Origin of the sequence: Leclercia sp. 1548 (assembly GCF_050435045.1) — a bacterium.
Classification (GTDB): Bacteria; Pseudomonadota; Gammaproteobacteria; order Enterobacterales; family Enterobacteriaceae; genus Enterobacter; species Enterobacter adecarboxylatus.
Window position 1 is genome coordinate 1 of the sequence record NZ_JBNDJP010000001.1, and the last position, 18,899, is coordinate 18,899.

At 56.8% G+C, this 18,899-nt stretch carries 15 protein-coding genes; 9 read left to right on the top strand and 6 right to left on the bottom strand.

All coding sequences use genetic code 11. From position 1 onward, the window contains the following. A partial coding sequence (locus tag ABIE02_RS00005; protein ID WP_429211103.1) for a DUF2931 family protein occupies window positions 1-458 on the top strand: 458 nt, incomplete at its 5' end. Between the two features lie 64 nt (window positions 459-522). On the opposite strand, the gene yddG is transcribed toward ABIE02_RS00005, so the two are convergent. Continuing rightward, a complete protein-coding gene (gene yddG, locus ABIE02_RS00010; protein WP_032618203.1) occupies window positions 523-1,410 on the bottom strand; it encodes an aromatic amino acid DMT transporter YddG in 888 nt (295 codons plus the stop codon). 222 nt (window positions 1,411-1,632) lie between these two features. On the opposite strand from yddG, the gene fdnG reads away from it, so the two are divergent. Genes fdnG through fdnI form a run of 3 tightly spaced genes read left to right on the top strand, consistent with a single transcriptional unit; the run spans window position 1,633 to window position 6,225 of the window. Further along, complete coding sequence (gene fdnG / locus ABIE02_RS00015; protein WP_429211104.1) at window positions 1,633-4,680, top strand: formate dehydrogenase-N subunit alpha; 3,048 nt, start codon at window positions 1,633-1,635, stop codon at window positions 4,678-4,680. 11 nt (window positions 4,681-4,691) lie between these two features. Further along, on the top strand, window positions 4,692-5,576 hold the full coding sequence (gene fdxH / locus ABIE02_RS00020) for a formate dehydrogenase subunit beta (protein ID WP_191152671.1): 885 nt from the start codon (window positions 4,692-4,694) through the stop codon (window positions 5,574-5,576). Then, a complete protein-coding gene (gene fdnI, locus ABIE02_RS00025; protein ID WP_336994601.1) occupies window positions 5,569-6,225 on the top strand; it encodes a formate dehydrogenase-N subunit gamma in 657 nt (218 codons plus the stop codon). Before fdxH ends, fdnI begins: the two co-directional genes overlap by 8 nt. A 274-nt stretch (window positions 6,226-6,499) precedes the next feature. Here the strand turns inward: fdnI and ppk2 are convergent, their stop codons facing one another. After that, window positions 6,500-7,324, bottom strand: coding sequence for a polyphosphate kinase 2 (gene ppk2 / locus ABIE02_RS00030; protein WP_103792355.1), 825 nt, complete (start codon window positions 7,322-7,324; stop codon window positions 6,500-6,502). Window positions 7,325-7,527: 203 nt separating this feature from the next. Here ppk2 and araJ point away from each other — a divergent pair, with 203 nt between their 5' ends. Beyond that, window positions 7,528-8,703 carry an MFS transporter AraJ gene (gene araJ, locus ABIE02_RS00035; RefSeq protein ID WP_164529823.1) on the top strand — a complete coding sequence of 392 codons (1,176 nt, stop codon included), beginning with the start codon at window positions 7,528-7,530 and terminating at the stop codon, window positions 8,701-8,703. A 33-nt stretch (window positions 8,704-8,736) separates the two neighbouring features. Here the strand turns inward: araJ and ABIE02_RS00040 are convergent, their stop codons facing one another. After that, window positions 8,737-9,939, bottom strand: a complete 1,203-nt coding sequence (locus ABIE02_RS00040) for an NAD(P)/FAD-dependent oxidoreductase (protein ID WP_032618138.1) — start codon at window positions 9,937-9,939, stop codon at window positions 8,737-8,739. A gap of 199 nt (window positions 9,940-10,138) precedes the next feature. Between ABIE02_RS00040 and ABIE02_RS00045 the strand changes: the two genes are divergently transcribed. Then, window positions 10,139-10,645 (top strand): RrF2 family transcriptional regulator, encoded by a 507-nt coding sequence (locus tag ABIE02_RS00045; RefSeq protein WP_032618137.1) that lies wholly within the window; start codon window positions 10,139-10,141, stop codon window positions 10,643-10,645. Between the two features lie 32 nt (window positions 10,646-10,677). Here ABIE02_RS00045 and adhP read toward each other — a convergent pair whose 3' ends face one another. Then, on the bottom strand, window positions 10,678-11,688 hold the full coding sequence (gene adhP, locus ABIE02_RS00050) for an alcohol dehydrogenase AdhP (protein WP_336994602.1): 1,011 nt from the start codon (window positions 11,686-11,688) through the stop codon (window positions 10,678-10,680). 277 nt (window positions 11,689-11,965) lie between these two features. On the opposite strand from adhP, the gene ABIE02_RS00055 reads away from it, so the two are divergent. Further along, window positions 11,966-12,565 carry an inorganic diphosphatase gene (locus ABIE02_RS00055; protein WP_059307925.1) on the top strand — a complete coding sequence of 200 codons (600 nt, stop codon included), beginning with the start codon at window positions 11,966-11,968 and terminating at the stop codon, window positions 12,563-12,565. 37 nt (window positions 12,566-12,602) lie between these two features. Here ABIE02_RS00055 and ABIE02_RS00060 read toward each other — a convergent pair whose 3' ends face one another. Beyond that, a complete protein-coding gene (locus ABIE02_RS00060; RefSeq protein ID WP_336994603.1) occupies window positions 12,603-14,312 on the bottom strand; it encodes an ABC-F family ATP-binding cassette domain-containing protein in 1,710 nt (569 codons plus the stop codon). Window positions 14,313-14,719: 407 nt separating this feature from the next. Here ABIE02_RS00060 and ABIE02_RS00065 point away from each other — a divergent pair, with 407 nt between their 5' ends. Next, complete coding sequence (locus ABIE02_RS00065; protein ID WP_336994604.1) at window positions 14,720-15,934, top strand: MFS transporter; 1,215 nt, start codon at window positions 14,720-14,722, stop codon at window positions 15,932-15,934. 52 nt (window positions 15,935-15,986) lie between these two features. Continuing rightward, window positions 15,987-16,334: an HNH nuclease YajD gene (yajD, locus tag ABIE02_RS00070; RefSeq protein WP_032618133.1), complete on the top strand. Its 348-nt coding sequence runs from the start codon at window positions 15,987-15,989 to the stop codon at window positions 16,332-16,334. Window positions 16,335-17,040: 706 nt separating this feature from the next. Here yajD and ABIE02_RS00075 read toward each other — a convergent pair. Then, entirely contained in the window at window positions 17,041-18,738 is a 1,698-nt protein-coding gene (locus tag ABIE02_RS00075; protein WP_032618125.1) for an NAD-dependent malic enzyme, read from the bottom strand. Window positions 18,739-18,899 lie beyond the last annotated feature (161 nt).

An 18,899-nucleotide genomic window follows, 5' to 3' on the forward strand; every position in this document is an offset into this window, starting at 1 on the left:
CACCTGGCGATCCGGATACCGTTGAGACCTGGAACAACCTTGTTCGAATGCATGCAGAACTGAATAAAGCCCGCCATCCGCCCGTTGCCATGATGATCTGCTGGGACTCCATCATTGATAAAAAGACCTATGAAACACAGATCATCTTCAAACCGTCGTTACGTGAAATCATGCTGACCCCGACAGGAAAAGACAGAAAAGGAGAAACCGCCTGGTATAAAACGATGCTGTTCGGTCTTGCGCCGGAGGGGAAGGTGAAGATCTGGCTTCAGAACAGTGCCGGAGGGAAAAATGTCCCTGTAGAGCCAAAACGCATGGTGACGCTTTCAGGCGATCGGCTGGATATCTGTAAGGGAGTGCCCACCCGAATTGATTTTAATTACAGCATTCCAGATGGATATGATCAGTTCATAAAGGATTTTATCAAGGGTAAAACTTATCCTTACGGCAACTGGTAATTGTTATCAGACCACCAGCCGAAGCGGCTGGTGGTTTTCGCTACTCCTTGTAGCGTCCAGGAACTTAGCGCGTCCGCGCCCGCGTAGCATACCAACACAACAACGACCCCGCGCACACCATCATCGCCCCCTGCCAGAAGCTAAACGACAGGGGCGCATTCAGTAACACCGCCGCCAGCGCCGCTGACAGTACCGGCGTAAAATAGGACGCCACCGCCAGCAGCGTCACGTTGCCGTGCAGAATGCCGATGTTCCATGAGGCATAGCCAAACCCCAGCGCCACGCCGCACATCAGGAGTTTAATCACCACCGGCACGCTGAAGACCATTTCCGGTTGATCGCTGAAGGCATATTTCACCCACAGAGTCAGGGCCGTCAGCAGCACAAACAGGGTGATGCCATTCTGGCCCCTGGCATATTTACTGGTCACGGTGCAGTAAGCGGCCCAGATAAAGGCCCCGACAAAGGCCAGGCCGTAACTCAGCGGATTCGAGATAACGTTTTGGGCAATGTCCGCCAGACTAAGCCCCTTATCGCCCCCGACGACCCAACTGACACCCAGCAGCGAGATAAGCAGCCCCGGGATCACCCACAGCGTCGATTTCTGGCGATTAAACAGAATGGCAAACACAATGGTCAGGCTTGGCCAGAGGTAGTTGACCATCCCCACCTCAATGGCCTGGTGACGGGTGGTGGCGTAGCCTAACGACAGGGCCAGACAGATCTCATAGCTGACAAACAGCACGCTACCCGCCATCAGGTAGCGGGGCGAAAAACGCCGCAGGTTGGGCAGCCCGACCGTGACCAGACAAAGTAAACCGCTGAGCGTGTAGATCATCGCCGCGCCCCCTACCGGGCCTAGCCCCTCGCTGACGCCTCGGATCAGGCCTACCATCGTGCTCCAGAGCACAATGGCCGCCAGCCCTGTCAACGTCGCTTTTTTTCTGTCCATCATTTTTCCATTGCCATGACATTTTCCGGGGCAAATTTATAGCACTGTTTCAGTACCTTCCGCGAATTAATCTCCCCGCGGTTACCCCCTTAGCGGTAACAAAACCGCGACCCGCTGACTATTAAGAGGGCGAAAAATAGCGATATTGATTTGCCGCAAAAAAAACAGGGGCTTTGCTGTTAGTTTTCCGCCGGAATTCTCATTGAGTTAACGAGGACAACGATGGACGTCAGTCGCAGACAGTTTTTTAAAATCTGCGCGGGCGGTATGGCCGGAACCACAGTGGCTGCTTTAGGGTTCGCTCCTAAAATGGCGCTGGCTCAGGCGCGCAACTATAAATTGCTGCGTGCGAAAGAGATCCGTAACACCTGCACATACTGTTCCGTGGGATGCGGGCTATTGATGTATAGCCTGGGAGATGGCGCGAAGAACGCCAAAGAGTCGATTTATCATATTGAAGGCGACGCGGATCATCCGGTCAGCCGTGGGGCGTTATGCCCGAAAGGGGCGGGCCTGCTGGACTATGTTCACAGCGAAAACCGCCTGCGTTACCCGGAGTACCGCGCACCGGGTTCCGACAAATGGCAGCGACTCTCCTGGGATGAGGCCTTCTCCCGGATTGCGAAACTAATGAAAGCCGACCGCGACGCCAACTTCGTCGAGACCAATGCGCAGGGCGTGACGGTAAACCGCTGGACCTCCACCGGGATGCTGTGCGCCTCGGCGGCCAGTAATGAGACCGGCATGCTGACGCAGAAATTTGTGCGCTCCCTCGGCATGCTGGCGGTAGATAACCAGGCGCGCGTCTGACACGGACCAACGGTAGCAAGTCTTGCTCCAACATTTGGTCGCGGTGCGATGACCAACCACTGGGTTGATATCAAAAACGCCAACGTCGTTATGGTCATGGGCGGTAACGCCGCTGAGGCCCATCCCGTGGGATTCCGCTGGGCGATGGAAGCGAAGAACAACAATGATGCGACGCTGATCGTCGTCGATCCGCGCTTTACGCGTACGGCATCGGTGGCCGATATCTATGCGCCAATCCGCTCCGGCACGGACATTACGTTCCTTTCCGGCGTGCTGCTGTACCTGATTGAAAACAACAAAATTAACGCTGAGTACGTTAAGCATTACACCAACGCCAATCTGCTGGTGCGGGAAGACTTTACCTTTGAAGACGGGCTGTTCAGCGGCTACGACGCGGAAAAACGCCAGTACGATAAGTCTTCCTGGAACTATCAGTTCGACGAAAATGGCTATGCGAAACGCGACGACACGCTCACCGATCCGCGCTGCGTGTGGAACCTGCTTAAACAGCACGTTTCCCGCTATACGCCGGAGGTGGTGGAAAACATTTGCGGTACGCCGAAAGCCGACTTCCTGAAAGTGTGCGAAGTGCTGGCCTCCACCAGTGCAGCAGACAGAACCACGACCTTCCTGTATGCGCTGGGCTGGACGCAACACACCGTCGGGGCGCAGAACATCCGTACCATGGCGATGATCCAGCTGCTGCTCGGCAACATGGGCATGGCCGGTGGCGGGGTGAACGCCCTGCGCGGGCACTCCAACATTCAGGGCTTAACCGACTTAGGCTTGCTGTCGACCAGCCTGACCGGCTACCTGACGCTGCCGTCCGAGAAACAGACGGTTCTGCAAAGCTATATGACGGCGAACACGCCAAAAGCGACGCTGCCTGATCAGGTGAACTACTGGAGTAATTATCCGAAGTTCTTCGTCAGCCTGATGAAGTCCTTCTATGGCGATGCGGCGCAGAAGGAGAACGACTGGGGCTTTAACTGGCTGCCGAAATGGGATCAGTCCTACGACGTCATTAAGTATTTCAACATGATGGCGAAGGGCGAGGTCACAGGTTACATCTGCCAGGGCTTTAACCCGGTGGCGTCGTTCCCGGATAAGAACAAGATTGTCGCCAGTCTCAGCAAGCTGAAGTACATGGTGGTGATCGATCCGCTGGTGACGGAAACCTCTAACTTCTGGCAGAACCACGGCGAAATGAATGACGTGGATACCGCCTCGATTCAGACCGAAGTGTTCCGTCTGCCGTCCACCTGTTTTGCCGAAGAGGATGGCTCCATCGCCAACTCCGGCCGCTGGCTGCAGTGGCACTGGAAGGGGCAGGATGCGCCGGGCGAAGCGCGTAACGACGGCGAGATCCTGGCGGGGATTTACCATCGTCTGCGTGAGATGTACCGCACGGAAGGCGGCAAAGGCGCTGAGCCGCTGCTGCGGATGAGCTGGGATTACAAACAGCCGGATCACCCGGAATCGGAAGAGGTGGCGAAAGAGAACAACGGCTATGCGCTGGCGGATCTCTATGACGCCAATGGCGTGCTCATCGCGAAGAAAGGCCAGTTGCTGAGCAGCTTTGCCCAACTGCGTGATGACGGTACCACGGCATCCTCGTGCTGGATCTACACCGGCAGCTGGACCGAGCAGGGTAACCAGATGGCTAACCGCGATAACGCCGACCCGTCAGGGCTGGGCAATACGCTGGGCTGGGCCTGGGCGTGGCCATTGAACCGTCGCGTGCTTTACAACCGCGCGTCGGCGGATATCAACGGCAAGCCGTGGGATCCGAAACGGATGCTGATCCAGTGGAACGGCACGAAGTGGGCTGGCAACGATATCCCGGACTTCAACACCGCCGCACCGGGCAGCAACACCGGGCCGTTTATCATGCAGCCGGAAGGGCTGGGACGTCTGTTTGCCATCGACAAGCTGGCGGAAGGGCCGTTCCCGGAACACTACGAGCCAATGGAAACGCCGCTCGGCACTAACCCGCTGCACCCCAACGTGGTCTCCAGTCCGGTGGTACGTGTTTACCAGGAAGATGCCGTGCGCATGGGCAAGAAAGATAAGTTCCCGTACGTCGGTACGACCTATCGCCTGACCGAGCATTTCCATACCTGGACCAAACATGCGCGACTGAACGCCATCGCCCAGCCGGAACAGTTTGTCGAGATCAGCGAGACCCTGGCGAAGGCCAAAGGCATCGCTAACGGCGATCGTGTCAAGGTCAGCAGCCAGCGCGGGTTTATTCGCGCCGTGGCGGTGGTCACCCGTCGCCTGCAGGCCCTGAACGTTCACGGCCAACAGGTGGAAACCGTCGGGATCCCGCTGCACTGGGGCTTTGAAGGGGTGGCGCAGAAAGGTTATATCGCCAACACCCTGACGCCTGCAGTGGGGGATTCCAACTCGCAAACGCCAGAGTACAAGGCGTTCCTGGTCAACATCGAGAAAGCATAAGGAGCGAATCAATGTCGATGGAAACACAAGACGTCATCAAACGCTCCGCCACCAACGACTTTACCCCCGCGCCTCGTGCGCGGGATTACAAAGCGGAAGTGGCAAAGCTTATCGATGTCTCCTCCTGCGTGGGCTGTAAAGCCTGCCAGGTGGCCTGTTCCGAGTGGAACGATATCCGCGACGAGGTGGGGCACTGCGTCGGGGTTTACGATAACCCGGCGGACCTGAGCGCCAAATCCTGGACGGTGATGCGCTTTAGCGAAACCGATCAGAACGGCAAGCTGGAGTGGCTGATCCGCAAAGATGGCTGTATGCACTGCGAGGATCCGGGCTGTCTGAAAGCCTGCCCATCAGCCGGGGCGATTATTCAGTACGCCAACGGCATCGTCGATTTCCAGCAGGATAACTGCATCGGCTGCGGATACTGCATCGCGGGCTGTCCGTTCAACGTGCCGCGTCTCAATAAAGAGGACAACCGGGTCTACAAATGCACCCTGTGCGTGGATCGCGTCAGCGTTGGTCAGGAGCCAGCCTGCGTGAAGACCTGTCCGACCGGGGCCATTCACTTTGGCACCAAGAAGGAGATGCTGGAGGTTGCCCAGCAGCGGGTCGATAAGCTGAAAGCGCGTGGCTATGCCAACGCGGGTGTCTACAACCCGCAAGGGGTGGGCGGGACGCATGTCATGTACGTGCTGCACCACAACGACCAGCCGGAGCTGTATCACAATCTGCCGAAGGATCCGGCGATCGATACGTCCATTAACCTGTGGAAAGGGGCGCTTAAACCGCTCTCCGCGGCAGGCTTTATCGCCACCTTTGCCGGGTTGATTTATCACTACATTGGTATCGGGCCGAACAAAGAGGTGGATGACGACGAGGAGGAACACCATGAATAAGTCAAAGATGATCGTGCGCACGAAGTTTATTGACCGTGCCTGTCACTGGACAGTGGTGATCTGCTTCTTCCTGGTGTCCTTATCCGGGATCTCGTTCTTCTTCCCGACGCTACAATGGCTGACCGAAACCTTCGGTACTCCGCAGATGGGGCGCATTCTGCATCCGTTCTTTGGGGTGCTGATTTTCTTGGCGCTGATGTTTATGTTCGTGCGTTTCGTCCATCACAACATCCCGGACAAGCAGGATATTCCGTGGCTGAAGGGCATTGTTGAGGTACTGAAAGGCAACGAGCACAAAGTCGCGAAGGTGGGGAAATACAACGCCGGACAGAAAATGATGTTCTGGACCATCATGAGCATGATTTTCGTGCTGCTGGTGACCGGGGTGATTATCTGGCGTCCCTATTTTGCCCACTATTTCCCGATGCAGGTCGTGCGCTACAGTCTGCTGATCCACGCGACATCGGCCATTATTTTGATCCATGCCATTCTGATCCATATGTATATGGCGTTCTGGGTCAAAGGTTCGATTAAAGGGATGATCGAAGGAAAAGTGAGCCGCCGCTGGGCGCAGAAACACCACCCGCGCTGGTATCGGGATGTGGAGCGTCTGGAAGCGCAGAACGAGAGTCGGGAAGGGATGAAGTAATCTCGTCGCTTGTGACACCCGGTGGCGCTGCGCTTACGCGGCTCTGAGGGTGAAGTACCCGCTCCGGGAAGGGATCCGGAGCGGGTTTTATAGGATGTCAGGTGTTCTCATGTTCTTTCCGGGGGATTACGGTAACCGTTATATTGAAAGCATGACCGGGTCGCCTGGTAATACAGGTATTGCGAGCACGCTTCCAGATAAAAGCAATCGGATGAAATCAGGTGAAATTACGCTGAACCGCCCTCGCAATAAATAATTAAGAGGGCGGTAATCGTCAGAACTTCTCGTCAATATAACGGAACGGGTAAGCAGTCGGTTTAACTTTGCCGATTTTACGTTTCGGTAATTTAACCTCTTCTTCCGGCAGGTCTTTATAGGGAATTTGGGACAGCAGATGAGAGATAATATTCAGCCGCGCGCGCTTTTTATCCTCGGAACGGGCAACAAACCAGGGTGCCCAGGCGGTGTCGGTGGCGGCAAACATCGCATCACGGGCCTTGGTATAGTCATCCCAGCGGTTGAAGGATTTCACGTCCATTGGTGACAGTTTCCAGGTTTTGCGCCCGTCGTTAATGCGGTCGCGCAGGCGACGCTCCTGCTCTTTGGGGGTGACTTCCAGCCAGTATTTGATCAGGATAATGCCCGCATCGACCATCGCCTTTTCGATGATAGGTGCCCCGTCGAGAAACTTCTCTACCTGTTCTTCCGTACAAAATCCCATGACGCGCTCGACGCCCGCGCGGTTGTACCAGCTGCGGTCGAAGATGACAATTTCCCCGGCGGAGGGCAGATGTGGAACATAGCGCTGGAAGTAGAGCTGGCTTTTCTCTTTCTCGGTCGGGGCTGGCAGCGCCACTACCCGGAACACACGCGGGCTGACGCGTTCGGTCAGGGCCTTGATGGTGCCCCCTTTACCGGCGCCGTCGCGCCCTTCAAAGACGACGCACACTTTCAGGCCCTTGCTGACCACCCACCGCTGCAACTTAACCAGCTCCACATGCAGGCGGTGCAGCTCTTTTTCGTACTCCGTGCGCTTAAGCGGGGCGGGGGGCGCGATCTTCGTAACGGGTTTGCTTTTCTTCTTATCTTTATCTGCCATGATGCCTTCCTTTACGGGGTGATTCTGATAGTACGGTGAGACATAACACTTTGAAGTGTAATCAGGCCTGAGCATCCTGGCGGAAAATATTCACAGCCTGCCCGAATTGATGGAGGAATCGGCCAGCGGCGCGATTTGAACTGGCTCACCATACCAGTTTGGTCGATAATGGCTGTTGCAATTATTTAACAAGTGGTCGCGGTATGAAAAAGACGGTGTTTTCGTTAGCACTTGGCACCTTTGGCCTGGGCATGGCCGAATTTGGCATTATGGGCGTGTTAACCGAGCTGGCACGGGACGTGGGGATCACCATTCCTTCTGCCGGCAATATGATTTCGTTTTATGCCTTTGGGGTAGTGATTGGGGCACCGATCATCGCTATTTTTTCCGGGAAGTTCTCTTTAAAGTCGATCCTGCTGTTCCTGGTGACGCTGTGCCTCATCGGCAACGCCATTTTTACTTTCTCCACGTCGTACACCATGCTGGCGATCGGGCGGCTGGTATCTGGCTTTCCGCACGGCGCGTTTTTCGGCGTCGGCACCATTATCCTCTCGCGTATTGCGCCGCCGGGTAAGGTTACGCTGGCGGTGGCTGGCATGATTGCCGGGATGACGGTGGCTAACCTCGCGGGTGTGCCCCTCGGCACCTGGCTGGGGCATGAGTTCAGCTGGCGTTATACCTTCTTCCTGATCGCTGCGTTTAACCTGCTGGTCATGGTGTCGATTGCCCTCTGGGTGCCGCAGACATTTGATAAATCCCAGACACGCCTGAGCGAGCAATTTCATTTCCTGAAAAAGCCGGAACCCTGGTTTATCTTCGCCGCCACCATGTTCGGCAACGCCGGAGTCTTTGCCTGGTTCAGCTTCGTCAAACCCTTCATGATCAACGTATCGGGCTTCTCCGAAGGGGTGATGACCGCGATCATGATGTTAATGGGACTCGGCATGGTGCTGGGCAACCTGTTCAGCGGCAAACTTTCCGGGCGCTACAGTCCGCTGCGAATTGCGGCACTCACCGATCTGGTGATTGTTTTGTCGCTGCTGCTGTTGTTTGCCTTCGGTGCGCTGCCTGTGGCCTCGCTGGTGATGGGCTTTATCTGCTGCGCCGGGTTGTTTGCGCTGTCGGCCCCGTTGCAGATCCTGCTTCTGCAAAATGCCCAGGGTGGGGAGATGCTCGGTGCAGCGGGGGGCCAGGTGGCCTTTAACCTCGGCAGCGCCATTGGGGCGTACTTTGGCGGGATGATGATTACCCTTGGCTTTAGCTGGAGTTACGTGACCCTGCCTGCGGCGGTACTGTCGTTCTGCGCGATGTCGTCGCTTCTGATCTACGGTTATCTGAAAGCCCGCCGGACACAGGCTAACGCACAGGCGCTAGCCTGAAAAAAACCGCGCCGGGGGCGCGGTAAGCAAACGCTAGACAAATTTCGCCAGCGGATCGGCGGCAGCAAAAGCGACGGCGCGATCGGCAGCGGGTGGGTAGATTAACTCGTTGGTGATGGCGATTTTGATTTTCTTTGCGTCATCGCGAACGGATTTCACCTTCTGATCCCAGCCTTCGCTGTAGACCGCGCCCCAGCCGCCCAAATCGAGACAGGTGACATAGTTCACCTGGCGATAGGGATAAGGCGCCACGTCTAACAGGCTGGCCGCGGCGTTATGTCCCGCAAACTTGCCCAACTGAATGGCGTGCTGACAGGTCATGAGCGCCGTATTGCCGCGGTCGTCAGTGTGGGCATGAGCCATATCCCCGGTGGCATACACGTCCGGGTGCGCCGGTACTTGCAGGCTTTCGTTGACCTTTAAGCGCCCCTGGGGATCTCGCTCGCCCGCAATCTGTTGGCTGAGGGGATGGGCTTCCACGCCTGCCGTCCAGACAACGGTGGCGGCCGCAATGCGCTCGCCATTTTTAAGCGTGACGCCGTGGGGATCGATGGCGCTGATTTCACTGTTCAGACGCCACTCCACACCCAGCGCGAGGCTTGCCTCTTCAATGGTGCCACGCAGTTCTTCACTGTAACGACCGCCAATGACCGATCCGCGTTCAACTACGATAACTTTTGTCTGTGTATCATCACCAAAACGGGTACGCAGACGCGCAGGGAGTTCGGTAGCCAGTTCTATGCCGGTGAAACCGCCACCGCACACCACCACGGTATTACGTTCCGGCGTCGAAGGGCGTGTCGCCAGTGAATCAAGGTGATTTTCGAAATGTTGGGCGGATTCCAGTTGGTCGATATCAAAGGCAAATTCTGCCAGACCAGGGATCGCCGGGCGGCGCGTCTGACTGCCTGTTGCCACAATCAGACGGTCGTAAGCGACCAGCGTCACGTTGCCCTGGCTGTCGCGATACCAGACGCTTTTCTGTTTCGCGTCAATACGTTCAGCGGTTCCGGCAATAAAGTGAACATTCAGTTCAGCAAAGAGATCGCTTAGCGGGGCGGCAAAGGTTGCTACCTGCTCTTCATAAAAGCGCGGGCGGATACGCAACTCCGGGCGGGGAGCCAGAACGGTGATCTGCAGGTCGTCACTTCCCGTTAAATCGGCCAGACGTGCCGCACTCACCGCTGCCCACATACCCGCAAAACCGCTGCCTACAATTAAAATTTGCTTCTTCATCTTCGATCCTTTTTCGCATCAGGCCCTGTGGCTGACGTGACTGCAACTATACTTGTCGGAGTTAACTGCGACAACTTCTTTCTGAGTTTGTTTGCTGCGGGTCGTAAAAACAGAAGGTTAGTGGCACAGAGGATTGCGGCTGTCTTTCTGTCGCGGAACGCGGCTATAATGACCTGGAATAATAACTTCGGAGTTAAGCATGGCTTTTTACAGTTCCGGTGTGGAGTACGGCATTCATAGCCTGATGACCATGGTGGATGCGAAAGGTAACGACCGTGAGATGAGCGTTAGAGAAATGGCGGCCTTGCAGGGCGTTCCCTATGACTACCTGGGCAAGATCTTCACACGTCTGTCACGCGCCGGGCTGGTGAGCAGCACCGAAGGAAAGGGCGGCGGTTTTCGTCTGGCACGGCCTGCTGAACTGATCACCGTGCTGGATGTGGCGCATGCTATCGATGGCGAGAAGAACATGTTCGAGTGTCGGGAAGTGCGTCAGCGGCTGGCCGTGTTTGATGAAACGCCGCCTGCCTGGGTTTGCGACGGGCCGTGCGGTGTGCGCTCGGTGATGGACAGCGCCCAGCAGCGAATGGAAGAGGAGCTGGCGCGGCATACGATCCTCGACCTGGCGCGCAAAATGTACCGTAAAGCGCCAGATACTTTTCAGATTGAGGTGCAGGAGTGGATTGCGGATCGGCGGAACGCGTAGGCCCGACAGCGCAGCGCCGCCGGGCGTTCAACCTATGAGCGGAAATCAATTACCATGCGGCCGCGGATCTGGCCTTGCTCCATCTCTTTAAAGATGGCGTTGATATCCCCCAGCGGACGCAGCGCCACTTTCGGCACCACCTTACCCTCAGCGGCAAACTGGAAGGCTTCGGTCAGGTCCTGACGGGTGCCCACCAGCGAACCCACCACCTGAATCCCGTCCAATACCAGACGCGGAATATCCAGACTCATTGCTTCTGGCGGCAGACCGACCGCCACCACGCGGCCCCCGGCACGAACGGCATCTACCGCAGAGTTAAAGGCCACTTTCGCCACCGCCGTCACGACCGCGGCGTGGGCGCCACCGGTTTTATCCTGAATAAATTTCGCGGCATCGTCGCTGCGGGAGTTAACCACCAGATCGGCCCCCATACTTGAGGCCAGTTTCAGCTGTTCATCGTTAACGTCAACGGCGATCACTTTCGCGTTAAAGACATTTTTGGCGTATTGCAGGGCCAGGTTACCCAGTCCGCCCAGGCCATAAATAGCAATCCACTGGCCAGGTTTGATCTCTGATACTTTCACCGCTTTGTAGGTGGTCACCCCGGCGCAGGTGATGCTGCTGGCGGCGGCGGATTCCAGTCCATCCGGCACTTTTACCGCGTAATCGGCGGTGACAATACACTCTTCCGCCATACCGCCGTCCACGGAATAGCCGGCGTTTTTCACGGTGCGGCACAGGGTTTCATTGCCGGAGTTACAGTATTCACAGTGGCCACAGCCTTCGAAGAACCAGGCTACGCTTGCCCGATCGCCCGGTTTCAGCGAGGTCACGCCCGGCCCGATCTCCTTGACCACGCCAATCCCTTCATGGCCGAGGATAACCCCGGTCTTATCACCAAAATCGCCGTTCTTCACGTGAAGATCGGTGTGGCAAACGCCACAGCACTCCATCTTCAGCAGCGCTTCACCGTGCTTCAGCGGGCGCAGGGTTCTCTCGGTTACTTCTACCTGATGGTCTTTGGTCACGACAGCAGCTTTCATATGTTTCTCCATTTTCATAATGAGGGATCTGCGAGGCAGGTATGGCGCTTGATGGGGCACGGCATACCCCTTAAGGATTAAAGTTTTTGAACTGTCTGGCAAGTCTGTTGCAATACAATTTATTCATTTATTTGATATTTAAGGCGTATTGATTGCCGAAAATATCAATAACCATGATGATTAAGGGTGGAATATTTCTGTAGGAAATTTGTCATTATTCTGACATTTCAGCCCCGTAAGGTGTGGTCTTCTTAAAAACCGAAGAGTTAACAAGACAATGCATCTGGTAAAAAAACTTCTCGCAGTGAGCGTCCTCCTGTCAGCTTCTGTGCAGGCGCAAAATATCCTCGAATTCCCACAGCCTGATAACAACCCGGAAGAGTTTTACGCCGTCACCGAAATTCCGGCGGGCGGGATTATTAAGTATGAAACGGATGCCAAAACCGGCTTTATCGTGGCCGATCGCTTCCAGTCGATGCCGGTAGCCTACCCGGCAAACTACGGCTCGCTTACCCAGTCTCTGGCGGGGGATGGCGATCCGCTGGACGTCATTTTCTACACCCGCGCCCCGATGGCACCGGGCACCCTGATTAAACTGCGCGCCATTGGCGTGCTGAAGATGATCGACGGCGGTGAAAAAGACGACAAAATCGTGGCGGTGCCAGCCAGTAAAATTGACCCGACCTATGACGACATCAAAGAGCTGAGCGATCTGCCGAAGATTGAACAGCAGCGTCTGGAGTCGTTCTTCCGCGTTTACAAACAGCTGCCGGAAGGGCGCAAGTCGGTGGAACTGAACGGCTTTAACGATGCCGCCACCGCTAAACAGGAAATCAAACAGGCATGGGATGCCTGGAAAACGAACCAGCCGAAGTAAAAAGATGCCCGGCGGCGGCTACCCGCCGGGCATTTTCCTACAGCTGCGCCGTCAGCGCGGCAATCTCCTCCTGCCACTGTGCCTGAAGCTGCGGCTTCTGATGTTTCGGCTTACGCAGCCGATCTTCTTCCAGCAACCTCTCCAGCAGCACCAGCCGCTCCAAAAGATCTTCCGCGGGGTTTGCCCGATCGTCATCCTGTGCAACGGGCGCGGGGTGAGTGCTCTGGCCATTGCCGTCGCGAAGACGGGCAAACACCGCGTCGGCGTCATGCCATTCGCTGAGCAGGCCATTTTCAATCAGCCAGAAGCGGTTACAGCTCTGACTGATTAACTGCCGGTCATGGCTGACCAGCAGCACACCGCCCTCGAACTGTTGCAAGGTGTCGGCCAGTGCCTCTTTACCTTCCATGTCCAGATGGTTGGTCGGTTCATCGAGCATCAGCAGGCTGAAGCGGGCCAGGGTCAGGCCGATAAACAGCAGCCGTGAACGTTCCCCGCCGCTGAGCGTACTGACCTTTTGCCCGTGCCGCGCCCAGGCGAACCCGGCAGAAATCAGCGCCATTTTGCGATCCTGCGGGTTGGGTGCGAATGGCTCCAGGGCATCAATCAGCGTGGCGTCATCCGCCAGCTGATGCAGGGTCTGGTCGTAATACCCCATTGCCACACGCGGATGGATCTTCAGCCCCGCATGCAGTTCCCGGGCGATGAATTGCTGCCAGATAAGCCGCATCAGAGAGGATTTGCCGCAGCCGTTACGCCCGACAATCGCCACCCGGTCGCTGCTTTTAAGCCGGACATTTTCTATCGCGAACAGTGGCGCAAGGCCGGGTGCAGGCGGAACGCCAAGCGCGTCAATCTCCAGCAGTCGGTCGGCCCTCAGCGCATCGCCGCGCAGGGTTAAAGTCCAGGGACTGCCGGTGGTCAGCGCCGTCTGGCTCTCCTTCAGCCGCTCCACCTGGCGTTCCATCTGTTTGGCTTTGCGGGCCAGATCTTCGTTATCGTAGACCTTACCCCAGGTCGCCAGCCGTTTTGCGCTAGCGGTGACCCGGTCGATCTCCTTTTGCTCGGCTTTATGGCGCAGGGCGTCGCTTTCGTCTTTCTCTACCAGCGCCTGACGCGCGCGGGTACAGGGAAGGGCGAAGTAGTGCAACGTTTTGTCCCGCAGGATCCAGCTGCCATTGGTGACGGCATCCAGTAACTGCCTGTCGTGCGAGACCAGCACAAAGCTGCCGGACCAGTTTTGTAGAAACTGCTCCAGCCACAGCAGCGTCGGCAGGTCGAGGTGGTTACTGGGTTCATCCAGCAGCAACAGATCCGGCTCGTTTATCAACGCCCGCGCCAGCAACAGACGGGTGTGCTGCCCGCCGCTGAGGGTGGCCGATTGCAGAACCGTGTCCTGCGGGGTAAACCCCATACCCGCCAGCAGAGTTTCTGCCCGCCAGCGCAGGCTTTCGCGCTCGGCCACAGGCAGCTGCGCCAGAACCGCGTCGATCATGGTCAACGGATAAACAGATTCAGGAAGATGTTGCTCCACCCGCGCCATCAGACAGTGCCCGGCCAGCGCTACCGTGCCGGAGAGGGGCGTGTCAGTGCCGTCGAGGATCTTCAGCAGGGTACTTTTGCCGCAGCCGTTATCGCCCAGCAGACCAATGCGGTCGCCTTTTTTGAGGCTAAAGGTGAGATCGTTGAACAGCGTGTCAAAGGCAGTATCAACACGAAGAGAAAGTGCAGTCAGTAATGTGCTCATTTGCTTACTCAAGAGTTACAGGCATGAAAATGCCTCGTCAAACATCGCTGACGATAACCCGGTAAGCCCGAGAGAAGGGATTCAGTCTTGGGTGTCTTCGCTCAAGCCAAAGTTATCGCAGCACGAAACCGATAACGCTTGAGCTGACGCGATCGCCAAGGTGAAGTGAAATATCAAAGATTTCACAGCACAGCATAATTAGCCTCCTTTTATATTCAGTGGGTTGATGGATGAAAGGAGTGTAGCGGGGTTTGGTATCTCCGGCAAGCAGGCGTGATTTTCGCCGGGTAGCGCTGCGTTCACCAGGGGGAAAATCCTCACCCTGAGTATGTGGTTGCATTTTAAAACCATCTGACCTACCCTCTAAATGGTTTTATTATGGAACCACATCGAGAGAGGCTGACAGCATGAATGTGCAACTGAGAACGGGTGTATCAACCAGCCTGGCGTGGCTCTTCGCCATCGCCAGCGGCCTGAGCGTGGCAAATGTCTATTACGCCCAGCCGCTCCTCGACGCCCTGGCCCGGGATTTCGGTATCAGTCACGCGGCGGTCGGCGGGGTTATCACCGCCACACAGTTGGGATGCGCGCTGGCGCTGCTGTTTCTGGTACCGCTGGGTGACAGGGTGGATCGCCGTCGTCTGATGGCGATGCAAATGCTGGCCCTGACGTTCGCACTGGTTGCAGTCGGCATGGCGCAGTCCACGCTTGCCTTGCTGGCGGGAATGCTCGCCGTCGGGCTGCTGGGCACGGCGATGACCCAGGGGCTGATCGCCTATGCTGCCAGCGCCGCGGCCCCTCATGAACAGGGGCAGGTAGTGGGCACGGCGCAGGGTGGCGTCTTTATCGGTCTGCTGTTGGCACGGGTTTTTGCCGGGGGCGTCAGCGACCTGGCGGGCTGGCGCGGGGTCTATTTTTGCGCCGCGCTCCTAATGCTGGGGATTGCGATCCCGCTGTGGCGACGACTGCCCATCTTGCCGCCGGCCTCACGCACGCTCAGTTATCCGCGCCTGCTGGCCTCCATGCTGACGTTGCTGCGTCAGGAGAAAGTCCTGCAGGTCAGAGGAATGCTGGCGCTGTTGATGTTTGCCGCTTTTAACATCTTCTGGAGTGCGCTGGTGCTGCCCCTGAGCGCACCGCCTTACAACTTTTCCCATACCCTGATTGGCGCATTTGGCCTGGCGGGAGTGGTGGGTGCGCTGGCCGCCGCGCGGGCCGGGCAGTGGGCCGACAGGGGGTATGCCCGGCAAACCAGCGGATTAGCGCTCCTGGTGCTGCTGTTGGCCTGGTGGCCGCTGTCGCTGATGGACGTTTCACTCTGGGCGCTGGTGATGGGGATTGTGCTGCTGGACCTGGGCGGCCAGGCGCTGCACGTCACCAATCAGAGCCTGATTTTCCGCACCCGCCCGGACGCGCATAGCCGGCTGGTGGGGCTGTACATGATGTTTTATGCCGTCGGCAGCGGACTGGGCGCCATCAGTACCACCGTCACCTATGCCCGTTTCGGCTGGCAAGGGGTATGCCTACTTGGCGCATCGGTCAGTTTGCTGGCGCTGGTGTTCTGGTGGGTGACGCAGCGCCAGCACGCAGAAACACGGGATTGCGCCAGTGAACGCAGGTGAATTCTCACGCGCACTGTCGTAAAATCAGGTTTTTGCCACAGGTAACTTCACAATGGCTCTGATCCCTAAAAACTACGCGCGGCTGGAAAGCGGCTACCGCGAGAAAGCATTAAAAATCTATCCGTGGGTATGTGGGCGCTGCTCCCGTGAGTTCGTTTATTCAAACCTGCGTGAGTTAACGGTTCACCATATCGATCACGACCATACCAATAACCCGGAAGATGGCAGTAACTGGGAACTGTTGTGTCTGTTTTGCCACGATCATGAGCATTCCAAATACACGGAAGCGGATCAGTACGGCACCACCGTGGTGGCTGGCGAAGACGCGCAAAAAGACGTGGGCGTGGCGACCTATAATCCGTTTGCCGATTTACAGGCGATGCTGAATAAGAAGAAGTAATTTGCGAGAGAGGGGATGTGCGGTTTGATGCCCTCATCCCAACCTGAACGCGCAAATAGAGCAAAAAAAGCAATTTACGTTGTAATGCCAGTCAGTTAAACACTTCGTTATTTCTCAATGACTGAAGTGGAAAAGTTCCGTTCACTAAAGCCCCTCTGCTTTATGCCCCCTCCGCTGCGGTGAACGTGCCAGGGGGGCTCGCCGCCTCCCCCCTGGCGACCCCGGCTCCCGGCCAGGAAAATCGCCGCTTCGCGGTGCCCTCAGCTTATTCCTTCAGGCTTTCGGGTCGGGCGCGATCCTACATCCATGTAGGTCGCGCCCTCTCGGCGCGTCCCTGCGCCTCGCCCCGGCCTTACGGAAACGCTTCGGCGATTTTCAGCCGGATTCACGCTCCCTCAAGCTTCTCTGCGGTTTGAATGTGGCACGGGGGTGGAGTCCCCGCTGAAACCGGCGAACCGGAGACCGGATGACAAGGGCTGGACGCCAGGGATGGCGGCCAGAAGTGAATCGAGACAGGATGTCGAGGTGAGCGCAGTGCGAAGCACCGGTTTCATTGCGGGGCCGCGGGGATTGACAAGGGGGGCCGGTGGCCCCCCTTGTCACGTTCACGGGTGGTGTAATGCCATGTTCTAATGAACATGAGGTGAACGGAACAATCCGCCGGGCTTAACTGACTGGCATTACAACTTACGTTGCCTTTTTGCTTTTAGATTGAGGTCCTGCGGTAGCTGCGGTATTCCGGCTGCCAGAAGTTCTCGTCAATCGCCTGCTGCAACGCATCGGCAGAGGTTTTCACCGCCACCCCTTGCTGCTGCGCCATTTTACCTACGGCAAAGGCAATCGCCTTTGACACCACGTGAATATCTTTCAGCTCCGGCAGAACCAGGCCTTCACCGTTATTCACCAGCGGCGAGTGTTTAGCCAGGGTTTCGCTTGCAGACATCAGCATCTCATCGGTAATGCGCGAGGCGCCCGAGGCGATCACCCCCAGACCAATCCCCGGGAAGATGTAGGAGTTGTTGCACTGGGCGATGGGGTAGGTTTTATCCTTCCACACGACCGGGGCGAACGGGCTGCCGGTAGCGACCAGCGCATTGCCCTCGGTCCAGGCGATGATGTCCTGCGGGGTGGCTTCCACGCGGGAGGTCGGGTTCGACAGCGGCATCACGATAGGACGCGCGCAGTATTTATGCATCTCGCGGATGATCTCTTCGGTGAACAAGCCGGTCTGCCCGGAGACGCCGATCAGAATGTCCGGCTTCACGTTGCGCACCACATCCAGCAGAGACAGCACTTCGTTGTCGGTATCCCAGTTTTTCAGGTTCTCGCGCTTTTGCACCAGTTTGGTCTGGAACGGCAGCAGGTTCGGCATGGCATCAGTCAGCAGGCCGAAGCGATCCACCATAAAGACGCGCGAGCGGGCCAGCTCTTCGCTTAACCCTTCCCGCTGGGTCTGGGCGATGATCTGCTCTGCGATGCCGCATCCGGCAGAACCGGCACCCAGGAAAACAATCTTCTGATAGCTTAACTGGTTGCCTGCCGCGCGGCTGGCGGCAATCAGAGTGCCGACGGTGACCGCAGCGGTGCCCTGAATATCATCGTTAAAGGAGCAGATTTCGTCGCGATAGCGATTCAGCAGCGGCATGGCGTTTTTCTGGGCAAAATCTTCAAACTGCAACAGCACGTCCGGCCAGCGATGTTTCACCGCCTGGATGAAGTCGTCCACGAACTGGTAATACTCGTCGTCCGTGATGCGCGGGTGACGCCAGCCCATATACAGCGGATCGTTAAGCAGCTGCTGGTTATTCGTACCGACATCCAGCACAACCGGCAGGGTGTAGGCCGGGCTGATGCCGCCGCAGGCGGTGTACAGCGACAGCTTACCGATTGGAATGCCCATCCCGCCGATACCCTGGTCGCCAAGACCAAGAATACGCTCGCCGTCGGTCACCACGATCACCTTGATGTTGTGGTTTGAGACGTTCTGCAGAATGTCATCCATGTTGTGGCGGTTCTGATACGAGATAAACACGCCGCGTGAGCGACGGTAAATTTCAGAGAAGCGTTCGCAGGCAGCACCGACCGTCGGGGTGTAAATCACCGGCATCATCTCGTCGAGATGGTTTTGCACCAGTCGGTAGAAGAGGGTTTCGTTGGTATCCTGAATATTGCGCAGGTAGATGTGCTTATCAATTTCGGTTTTGAAACCCTGATACTGGATCCACGCCCGCTCGGCCTGTTCTTCGATGGTTTCGACCACTTCTGGCAGCAGGCCCAGCAGGTTGAAGTTGCTGCGCTCTTCCATGCTGAACGCGCTGCCCTTGTTCAGCAGGGGGAATTCCAGCAGAACCGGTCCAGCATAAGGGATATAAAGGGAACGATGTCGGGTTGATTTGTTGTCCATGTCACTCACTTAATTTTGGGAAATCCGTCCCTGGCACTGGTATTGATCATTGTCGCTATTGTGCCCGCAGGGGATGTCAGGGGCATAGTATAAAGGAGGTGAATGTTAAAAACCGCAACGTACAAATAAAAACACCACCGGCAATGCCGATGGTGTCGGGG

Bases quoted from the DNA above. Each gene is read 5' to 3' on its own strand.
- fdxH (WP_191152671.1), top strand. From the start codon at position 4,692: ATGTCGATGGAAACACAAGACGTCATCAAACGCTCCGCCACCAACGAC.
- ABIE02_RS00045 (WP_032618137.1), top strand. From the start codon at position 10,139: ATGGCTTTTTACAGTTCCGGTGTGGAGTACGGCATTCATAGCCTGATG.
- araJ (WP_164529823.1), top strand. From the start codon at position 7,528: ATGAAAAAGACGGTGTTTTCGTTAGCACTTGGCACCTTTGGCCTGGGC.
- ABIE02_RS00055 (WP_059307925.1), top strand. From the start codon at position 11,966: ATGCATCTGGTAAAAAAACTTCTCGCAGTGAGCGTCCTCCTGTCAGCT.
- ABIE02_RS00065 (WP_336994604.1), top strand. From the start codon at position 14,720: ATGAATGTGCAACTGAGAACGGGTGTATCAACCAGCCTGGCGTGGCTC.
- ppk2 (WP_103792355.1), bottom strand. From the start codon at position 7,324: ATGGCAGATAAAGATAAGAAGAAAAGCAAACCCGTTACGAAGATCGCG.
- yddG (WP_032618203.1), bottom strand. From the start codon at position 1,410: ATGGACAGAAAAAAAGCGACGTTGACAGGGCTGGCGGCCATTGTGCTC.
- ABIE02_RS00060 (WP_336994603.1), bottom strand. From the start codon at position 14,312: ATGAGCACATTACTGACTGCACTTTCTCTTCGTGTTGATACTGCCTTT.
- adhP (WP_336994602.1), bottom strand. From the start codon at position 11,688: ATGAAAGCTGCTGTCGTGACCAAAGACCATCAGGTAGAAGTAACCGAG.
- yajD (WP_032618133.1), top strand. From the start codon at position 15,987: ATGGCTCTGATCCCTAAAAACTACGCGCGGCTGGAAAGCGGCTACCGC.
- ABIE02_RS00040 (WP_032618138.1), bottom strand. From the start codon at position 9,939: ATGAAGAAGCAAATTTTAATTGTAGGCAGCGGTTTTGCGGGTATGTGG.
- ABIE02_RS00075 (WP_032618125.1), bottom strand. From the start codon at position 18,738: ATGGACAACAAATCAACCCGACATCGTTCCCTTTATATCCCTTATGCT.
- fdnI (WP_336994601.1), top strand. From the start codon at position 5,569: ATGAATAAGTCAAAGATGATCGTGCGCACGAAGTTTATTGACCGTGCC.